Below are 7,487 nucleotides of genomic sequence, written 5' to 3'. Positions count from 1 at the left end.
GGCCCGGGGACTCAGCGGGCGGCGGGGCTCACTTGGCCTCGGCCTCGCCGGTCTGGCCCTCGCGCACGAGCGCGGTCATGCGGGAGACCGTGCGGAAGTACTTCTTCATGTACCCGCCGTGCATCATCTCCTGGGTGAACAGCTCGTCGAACGGCACGCCGGAGGCCACCACGGGCACGTCCTTGTCGTAGAGCCGGTCGGCGAACACCACGAAGCGCAGCGCCGTGGCCTGCTCGGTGATGGTGTGCACGCCATGGAACGCCGCGACGTCCACGTCCTTGACCAGCTCCCGGTAGCGGGAGGGGTGCACGCGGGAGAGCATGGCGGTCAGCTCGGAGAAGTCGTCCACGGACAGCACTCCGGCATGCGGGAAGTTGGCCTCGGCGGTGGGGACGACCTGGTCCTCGGCCAGCGGGGCCGGGGCGGCGGAGAGGCCGCGGTGGCGGTAGTCCTCGCCGTCCACGCGGATGACCTCGAACTGCTCGGCCAGCACCTGGATCTCCCGCTGGAAGTCCTGCGCCGCGAACCGGCCCTCGCCCAGGGACCCGGGCAGGGTGTTGGAGGTGGCCACGAGGCGCACGCCGGCATCGGCCAGCTCCCGCATCAGGCGGGACATGAGGACGGTGTCCCCCGGGTCGTCGAGCTCGAACTCGTCGATGCAGACCAGGGTGTAGCCCTTGAGCACGTCCACGGCCTTGCGGAAGGACAGGGCGCCCACCAGGTTCGTGTACTCCACGAACGTGCCGAACGCCTTGGGCCCGGGGGCGGCGTGCCACGTGGAGGCCAGCAGGTGGGTCTTGCCCACGCCGAAGCCGCCGTCGAGGTAGATGCCGGCCGGCTCCGCCACGGCACGCCGGCGGCCGCCGCCGAACAGGCCGCCGAGGAACCCGCCGCCGGAGCCGGCGGCGGGGCCGCCGAGGGAGGCGGCGAACCGGCGCAGCCGCTCCACGGCCTCCGCCTGCGAGGGGTGCGCGGGGTCCGGGATGTAGGAGTCGAAGGAGACCTCCCCGAACCGGTAGGAGGGCTGGAAGGCCTCGAGCAGCTGGTCCGCGGAGACCTGCGGGGAGCGCTCGGCGAGGTGGACGATCTGGGGCACGACGGCTCCATCCTTGGATCGGCGGAGGGGACTGGCGTCATGCTACCGGGCGTGCGGACATGACCCCCCGTGTCCGGGGTGAGGCCACCCTGACCCAATACGTCCCATGGGTGTGGCGTAATCTGGCGCCCATGACTGACACCGCCGAGAAGTTCTCCCAGTACGCCCATCCCGAGAGGCTCGTCTCCACCGACTGGGTCGCCGAGCACACCGGTGACGAGGACGTCGTGGTCCTCGAGTCCAACGAGGACACCCTGCTGTACTCCACCGGCCACATCCCCGGCGCCGTGAAGATCGACTGGCACACCGAGCTCAACGACGAGGTCGCCCGCGACTTCGTGGGCCCGGAGGCCTTCGCCGACCTGGCCGCGTCCAAGGGCATCTCCCCCGAGACCACCGTGGTGTTCTACGGGGACAAGTCCAATTGGTGGGCCGCGTACGCCCTGTGGGTCTTCACCCTCTACGGCCACGAGGACGTGCGCCTGATGGACGGCGGCCGGGACAAGTGGCTCGCCGAGGGCCGCGAGACCACCCGCGAGGTCCCCGAGGTCACCCGCGGCGAGTACCCCGTGCGCCAGCGCGACGACTCCACCGACCGCGCCGCCCGCGAGGACGTGCTCGCCGCCCTGGGCACCACCCCGCTGGTCGACGTGCGCTCCCCCAAGGAGTACACCGGCGAGACCACCCACATGGACGGCTACCCGCAGGAGGGCACCCTGCGCGGCGGCCACATCCCCACCGCCGCCTCCGTGCCGTGGGCCAAGGCCGTCAACGAGGACGGCACTTTCAAGTCCCGCGCCGAGCTCGAGGCCATCTACCGCGACGAGGCCGGCCTCGGCGAGACCGACGAGGTGATCGCCTACTGCCGCATCGGCGAGCGCTCCTCCCACACGTGGTTCGTGCTCAAGCACCTGCTCGGCTACGAGGACGTGCGCAACTACGACGGCTCCTGGACCGAGTGGGGCAACGCCGTGCGCGTGCCGATCGTCCTGGGCGAGCAGCCCGGCGAGGCCCCGACGCGCTGACCTCCCCGGCCCCCCGGGCCCTCTGACCCCCCCGCGGCGGGCGCCCCCCCCCGGCCCGGTGAGGGGCGCCGTCGTCGTGCTGGGGGGCGGGGCTCAGGCCCCGGTGACGGTGCGGACCACGCCGTAGACGATGCCGCTGACGGCGACGAGGCCGGCGAGGGTGACGAACACGTTCGACAGCGCGCCGCGGTAGGGGGCCAGGGCCGGCAGGCGGCGGATCGCGTACATGGGCATGAGGTACAGGATGATGGCGATGATCGGGCCGGCGACGGCCTCGATGAGCGCCAGCACGCCCGGGTTCGCGATGGCCACGAGCCACGTGGTCACGAAGATGAACGCGGCGATGCCCAGGCGCAGGGTGCGGTCGCCGATGCGGTGGTGCGGGTCCACGGTGGAGCGGATGACGCCCTCCGCGCCCTCGGCGGTGCCCAGGTAGTGGCCGAAGAAGGAGGAGACGATCGCCAGGATCGCCACGATCGGCCCGAGCGCGGAGATCAGCGGGGAGTCGTGGACGTTGGCCAGGTAGGACAGCACCGGCAGGTTCTGCTCCTTGGCCTGGGCCATGCCGTCGGGGCCGAGGGCCAGCACGCAGGACCACACGAAGAACATGGTGAAGACCACCAGCAGGCCCGTGGTGCGGGCCAGGACGGCCGAGGCGCGCGCGGCGGCCGCCTGCCCGTACTGGCGCTGCATGGCCAGCGAGAACTGGGAGATGGCCGGCGAGTGGTTGAACGCGAAGACGAGGACGGGGATGACCAGCCAGAGGGACATCAGGACCTCGCCCACGCCGGCGGTGGTGCCGGCGGTCAGGGCGCCCAGGTCCCACGAGGGGATGAGGTACAGGCTGGTGCCGAACAGGATGAGGATCAGCGGGTACACCAGCCAGCCCGTGACGAGCAGCATCACGCGCTGCCCGGCCACCATGACGGCCATCATCACGGCGATGAGCACGAAGGAGAGCAGCGCACGGGGCGGGGAGGCCATGCCGAGCTGGTTGACCAGCAGGGAGTCCACGGTGTTGGTGATGGACACGCCGTAGATCAGCACGATGGGGTAGATGGCCAGGAAGTACAGGACCGTGACCACCAGGCCGGGGCCGCGGCCGAAGGACTCCCGGGCCACGGCCGTGATGTCGTCGCCGGGGTTGGGCGAGGCGCACACGAAGCGCGAGAGCGCCCGGTGGGAGAAGTACGTCATCGGCGCGATCAGCAGGGTGGCCAGGGCCAGCGGCCAGATCCCGCCCATGCCGGCGTTGATGGGCAGGAACAGCACGCCGGCGCCGACCGCCGTGCCGAACAGGGAGATCACCCAGCCGCGCTCGAACCCGCGGTGTGCGCGGACGTCGGCGGGGGCGTCCGCGGGGGTGGCTGCGGAGTCGGGTCCGGCGGGTGTGCCGGAGGTGTCGGACTGGGCTCTGACATGGGCGTTCGTCGACGATGGGATACCGGTGGAGGACATGCGCGCCAGTGTAGAAGGCTTCCCGGGTGACCTCGGACACGCACCGGTCCCGGGCGTGGCACGGCCCCTAGACTGGGGCACCATGACCGACACCGCCGTGCCCCCGAACCTGGCCGAGATCATCGACGACTTCGCCGGGGTGCCCGACCCGCAGAGGCTCGAGCTGCTGCTCGAGTTCGCCGACGAGCTGCCCGCCCTGCCCTCGCGCTACGACGGCCACGAGGAGGAGATGGAGCAGGTGGTGGAGTGCCAGTCCCCGCTCTTCCTGGCCGTCGAGCTCGAGGACGGCGCCACCGGCGACGACGCCCCGGTCCGCCTGTTCATCACCGCCCCACCCGAGGCCCCCACCACGCGCGGCTTCGCCTCCGTGCTCTCCCAGGGCCTCGACGGCCTCACCGCGCGGCAGATCCTCGACGTCCCCGAGGACATCCCCTCCCGCCTGGGCCTGCAGAAGGCGCTGACCCCGCTGCGCCTGCGCGGGATGTCCGCGATGCTCGGCCGCATCAAGCGCAACGTGCGCGAGCAGGCCGGGATCGCCTGAGGCCCGTGGCCCGACGCTCCCCCGCCCCCTCCGGCGCCCCCACGCCCGCGGTCCAGGTCCTCCTGGACGCGGGCGTGGCGCATCGGGTGCTCTCCTTCGACGCCGGAGCCGACGCCGCAGGGCCCGGCCTCGGCGTCCAGGCCGCCGAGGCCCTCGGCGTGCCGCCCGAGCGCACCTTCAAGACGCTCATGGTGGCCCTGCCCGACGGCGACCTCGCCGCGTGCTGCATTCCCGTGAGCGGCCGGCTGGACCTGCGGGCCGCGGCGGCCGCCCTCGGGGTGAAGCGGGTGGCGCTGGCCGAGCTCGCCGTCGCCGAGCGGCGCACCGGCTACGTGCGCGGGGGCATCTCCCCGCTGGGCCAGCGGCGCCGCCACCGGGTGGTGGTGGACGCCTCCGCGCTCGCGGGCGGACGCATGTACGTCTCCGCCGGCCAGCGGGGCCTGGACCTCGAGCTGGACCCGGAGGACCTGGTGCGGCTCACCCAGGCCGTGGTGGCCGACGTCGTCGCCGCCTGAGCCGCGCAGGGGTCCGGCGGCCGGGCCGACGGGGCGTCGTCAGCGCAGCAGGGCCGCGATCTCCTCGCCCAGCTGCGGGGCCAGCGTGCGGGCGAACGTGGCGGTCAGGTGGTTGGAGTCGAAGAACACGACCGCCTCCCCCACCACGGGCGCGCACTCGCCCTCACCGGGGCAGATCAGGTGGGTCAGGTCGATCACATCCCACGCCGGGTCCCGGCCGGCGGCCGCGGTGAGCTCGGGCGCCCCGGAGTCGGCGATCGCCTCCGCCCGGTCGTAGGCGCACGCGGCCGGGTCGTCCGGGTTCTGCTCGAGGCACCGCGGGACGTTGAGCCCTGCCCACGGGGAGTCCTGGACGACCGCGAGACGGCCGGCATGCGGGGCGAGACGACGCCAGGCCTCGGCCATGCCCTCCTCGTAGGAGGGCCCGGAGAGCGTGTCGTGGGAGGCGGCCGTGACGAGGACGAGGTCCGGCCGCAGCCGCTCGGCGACCCCGGGGAGGCGCTCGTTCCACTCGCCGCAGGCGGTGTACTCCTCGCCGTCGTGCTCGGTCACGGCCGTGGACACCCCGCAGGAGGCCTTCGTGTGGGAGACCACGCGCCAGTCGCGCTCCTCCGCGAGGACCTCCAGGGGCGCGGTCCACTGGCTGGCGTGGGAGTCGCCCAGCAGGAGGATCACCGTCTCGGCGTCCGGGTCGCCGAACTCGCACGCCCGCGGCTCGACGTCTGTGTAGCCCAGCTGGCAGCCCTCCAGGTGGGCCGGGGAGCGGTCATCGTCGGCGACGGCCGGGGCGGGGACCATGCGGCCGCCGCCCGCGAGCGCGGCCATGGGGTCCTCTCCGGAGGCCGGTGCCTGGGCGCCGGCGACCTGGACGTCCGTGCCCGGCCGCTGCGGGACGGCGGCGACGCCGGCGGTGAGGACGAGGGCCCCGAGGGCGGCGGAGGCGGCCATGCCCACGCCGCCGCGGGTGAGGGCCCGGCGTCGCCCGGCCAGGACGGGCCCGTGCAGGGCCGGCAGCTCGACGGCGCGACGCAGCAGCCAGGCCAGCCCCACGGAGGCCAGTGCGAGCGTCAGCCCCAGCCACAGGGGCAGGCGGGCGTCGGGGAAGCGCCACGCGGCGAGGGTCAGCACCGGCCAGTGCACGAGGTACAGGGAGTAGGACAGGTCGCCGATCCACTGCATCGGCCGGGTGGCCAGCAGGCGGGCCGGATGCCAGGCGGTGGAGCCGTCCTCGTGGGCGCCGGCGAGGATGACCAACGCCGATCCCGCCACGGGGACGGCGGCCACGACGCCCGGGTAGGCGGCCTCACCGGAGATCGCGACCAGCGCCACGGCGATCATCGCCAGTCCGACCCAGCCGAGCCCGGCGCGGACGGCGGCGGGGATCACCGGCAGGACCACGAGGGCCGCGGCCAGGGCGGCGCCGAGGGCCAGCTCCCACACGCGCGTCGTGGTGACGAAGTAGGCCGCCCCCGGGTCGGTGGAGGAGTGGACGGCGGAGTGGACGAAGGACGCCAGCCCCAGCACGCCGGCCGTCAGGAGGACGCGCCGCGCGGCCACGGGCGCGCTGGGACGCCGTCGGACGGGGCCGGACGCGGCGGCGTCGGACCGGCGGCCGCGTCGGATCAGGGCGGCCGCACCGACGGTGACCAGGACCACGAGCAGGGGCCAGAACAGGTAGAACTGCTCCTCCACGGCCAGCGACCAGTAGTGCTGGTAGGGGCTGGCAGCCTCCTCCTGCGCGAAGTAGTCGGTGCTCTCCGCGGCGAAGAGCCAGTTGACCACGCTCAGGGCGGAGGCGACGGCGGTGGCGCCCAGGCGCGCCCACTCCCCCGCGGGCATCACGAGCATCCCGGCGGCGAGCGTGAGCACCAGGACCACGAGCGCCGCGGGCAGGATGCGGCGGGCCCGGCGGGCGTAGAACTCGGTCAGGGCCACCCGGCCGGTCCGGTCCACCTCCTTGAGCAGCAGCCCGGTGATCAGGAAGCCGGAGATGACGAAGAACACGTCCACCCCCACGAATCCGCCCGGCACGGCGGTGACGCCGGCGTGGAAGACCAGGACCGCCAGGACCGCCACGGCGCGCAGGCCCTGGATGTCCCCGCGGAAGCGGTGCAGGCCGAGCCCGGGGGTCAGCGGACGGGGTGCGGTGGGCGGGGCCATGGGTCTCCTGGTGGGTCGGCTCAGGGGGCGGGACGGGTCTGGCGGCGCACGGCCGCCACTCGCTGCAGGACGGTGATCAGGGAGGCGGCGGCGAGCAGGGCCAGGACGGCGGTGAGCACGACGGTCGGCAGGCCCAGACCGGTCAGCCCGGCGAAGACCAGGGTCAGCACGAGCCGCTCGGCGCGCTCGGCCACGCCGCCGGACGCGGTCAGGCCGAGGGACTCGGCCTTGGCTCGGGCGTAGGACACGAGCATGCCCAGGGCCAGGCACACGCCGGCCAGCACGCCGACGGCCGGTGTCTGCCCGGCGCCGAAGCCCCACCAGCACAGGGCGAGGAAGATGGCGGCGTCCTGGACGCGGTCGAGGGTGGAGTCCAGGAAGGACCCCCACGGCCCGGAGGCGCCGGCCTCGCGGGCCATGATCCCGTCCACGAGGTCCGAGAAGACGAACAGCGTGATCACGATCGTGCCCCAGAAGAGCTGGTCCATCGGGTAGAGGATCAGCGCCGCGGCGCTCACGCCCACGGTGCCCGCCACGGTCACCGCGTCCGGGCTCACCCCCGCCCGCAGCAGGGCCCGGGCCACCGGGGTGAACAGGCGGGTCGTGGCCCCGCGGGCGTGGCGGTCGAGCATCAGGCCGACGCCTCCGGGGCGCCGGCGGCGGCGTCCGGACCGACGGCGGGGCGCGCGGAG

Annotated in this window: 7 protein-coding genes; 3 read left to right on the top strand and 4 right to left on the bottom strand. The window is 73.9% G+C overall.

All coding sequences use genetic code 11. From position 1 onward, the window contains the following. Nucleotides 1-28: 28 nt before the first annotated feature. On the bottom strand, nt 29-1,096 hold the full coding sequence (zapE, locus tag Q4D18_RS10175) for a cell division protein ZapE (protein WP_303128005.1): 1,068 nt from the start codon (nt 1,094-1,096) through the stop codon (nt 29-31). 131 nt (nt 1,097-1,227) lie between these two features. Between zapE and Q4D18_RS10170 the strand changes: the two genes are divergently transcribed. Beyond that, nucleotides 1,228-2,121 (top strand): sulfurtransferase, encoded by an 894-nt coding sequence (locus tag Q4D18_RS10170; RefSeq protein ID WP_303128003.1) that lies wholly within the window; start codon nt 1,228-1,230, stop codon nt 2,119-2,121. Between the two features lie 93 nt (nt 2,122-2,214). Here Q4D18_RS10170 and Q4D18_RS10165 read toward each other — a convergent pair whose 3' ends face one another. After that, nucleotides 2,215-3,579, bottom strand: a complete 1,365-nt coding sequence (locus tag Q4D18_RS10165; protein WP_303128000.1) for an aromatic amino acid transport family protein — start codon at nt 3,577-3,579, stop codon at nt 2,215-2,217. An 82-nt stretch (nt 3,580-3,661) separates the two neighbouring features. Between Q4D18_RS10165 and Q4D18_RS10160 the strand changes: the two genes are divergently transcribed. Both Q4D18_RS10160 and Q4D18_RS10155 read left to right on the top strand, forming a co-directional pair. Beyond that, nucleotides 3,662-4,120, top strand: coding sequence for a SufE family protein (locus tag Q4D18_RS10160; protein WP_303127998.1), 459 nt, complete (start codon nt 3,662-3,664; stop codon nt 4,118-4,120). Nucleotides 4,121-4,125: 5 nt separating this feature from the next. After that, nucleotides 4,126-4,635, top strand: a complete 510-nt coding sequence (locus Q4D18_RS10155; RefSeq protein WP_184231833.1) for an aminoacyl-tRNA deacylase — start codon at nt 4,126-4,128, stop codon at nt 4,633-4,635. 39 nt (nt 4,636-4,674) lie between these two features. Here Q4D18_RS10155 and Q4D18_RS10150 read toward each other — a convergent pair whose 3' ends face one another. After that, the gene (locus Q4D18_RS10150) at nt 4,675-6,795 is read right to left on the bottom strand and encodes an acyltransferase family protein (RefSeq protein WP_303127993.1); all 2,121 of its coding nucleotides are present in this window, start codon (nt 6,793-6,795) and stop codon (nt 4,675-4,677) included. Between the two features lie 20 nt (nt 6,796-6,815). After that, nucleotides 6,816-7,427: a phosphatidylinositol phosphate synthase gene (gene pgsA, locus Q4D18_RS10145; protein WP_303127991.1), complete on the bottom strand. Its 612-nt coding sequence runs from the start codon at nt 7,425-7,427 to the stop codon at nt 6,816-6,818. Nucleotides 7,428-7,487 lie beyond the last annotated feature (60 nt).

Source organism: Micrococcus sp. (assembly GCF_030523875.1).
GTDB lineage: Bacteria > Actinomycetota > Actinomycetes > Actinomycetales > Micrococcaceae > Micrococcus.
Note: the sequence above shows the minus strand (reverse complement) of the source record. Positions and strands in the feature narration are given on the sequence as shown.